General features: G+C 55.7%; 1 protein-coding gene. It reads left to right on the plus strand.

Features of this window, described 5'->3' with window-relative positions:
• Positions 1–56 precede the first annotated feature (56 nt).
• Positions 57–1,132 (plus strand): IS3 family transposase gene (locus tag J7399_RS20855; RefSeq protein WP_209090081.1). Its coding sequence is split into 2 segments (ribosomal slippage), with 1,077 coding nucleotides annotated over them: positions 57–321 and positions 321–1,132; the frame shifts between segments, so codons are not numbered across the junction. This gene is flagged as partial in the annotation.

The following is a 1,132-nucleotide window of genomic DNA, read 5'->3' on the forward strand; positions in this document are numbered from 1 at the left end:
TGATCCTCCCCCACTGAAGTGGTCCGCCCGTATAGTTAGGAAACGGAGGATCAGATATGGGAATCAAGCGACACAAGCCTGAAGAGATTGTCACGAAGTTACGGCAGGTTGAGGTGCTTTGCGGCCAAGGGATGCCGCGCGTAGACGCCATCCGACAAGTGCAGATTACAGAACAAACCTTCTATCGCTGGCGCAAGCAATATGGCGGCATGGGAACCGACCAACTGAAGGAACTAAAGCGACTTCAGAAGGAGAATGACCGGCTGCGTCGGGCAGTTTCTGATCTGACATTGGACAAGCTCATCCTGTCGGAAGCCGCACGGGGAAACTTCTGAGCCCATCGCGCCGCCGCAACTGCATTGATCATGTGCGAAGCCAGTTCCACGTCTCAGAACTTCGCGCCTGCCGCGTTCTGGGACAACATCGATCCACACAGAGGCGGGTGCCAGTTGGACGGGCTGACGAAGAGCGCTTGGTGGCCGACATGATCGAACTCGCTCATCAGTTTGGTCGATACGGTTATCGTCGGATTGCGGCTCTTCTGAGGGACGCCGGCTGGCAAATCAACGACAAACGTGTTGAGCGCCTATGGCGGCGTGAGGGGCTGAAAGTTCCAATGAAGCAACCGAAGAAAGGACGGCTCTGGCTGAACGACGGGTCGTGTATTCGACTCCGGCCCGAATATCGTGACCATGTCTGGTCCTATGACTTCGTGCACCATCGGACGGATGACGGGAAAGCGTTCCGGACACTGAACATTCTGGATGAACACAGCCGAGAATGTCTGGCGATCCGGGTGAAGAGGCGCTTGAACTCGGCAGAAGTTATTGACGCGCTGACAGATCTTTTCATCCTGCGTGGCGTTCCTGCTTTCATCAGATCAGATAATGGCCCGGAGTTCATTGCTCAGGCCGTTCGAGATTGGATCGCAGCGGTCGGCGCGAAGACCGCCTACATCGAACCAGGTTCACCTTGGGAGAATGGATACTGTGAAAGCTTCAATGCCCGGTTCCGGGACGAGCTGTTGAACGGTGAGGTCTTCTACAGCTTGCGAGAGGCGCAAATCCTGATTGAACAATGGAGGAAACACTACAACACCAAGCGACCACACAGTGCCTTGGGCTACCGCCCG

The organism is Shimia sp. R9_1 (genome assembly GCF_017743775.1).
Taxonomy (GTDB): domain Bacteria; phylum Pseudomonadota; class Alphaproteobacteria; order Rhodobacterales; family Rhodobacteraceae; genus Shimia.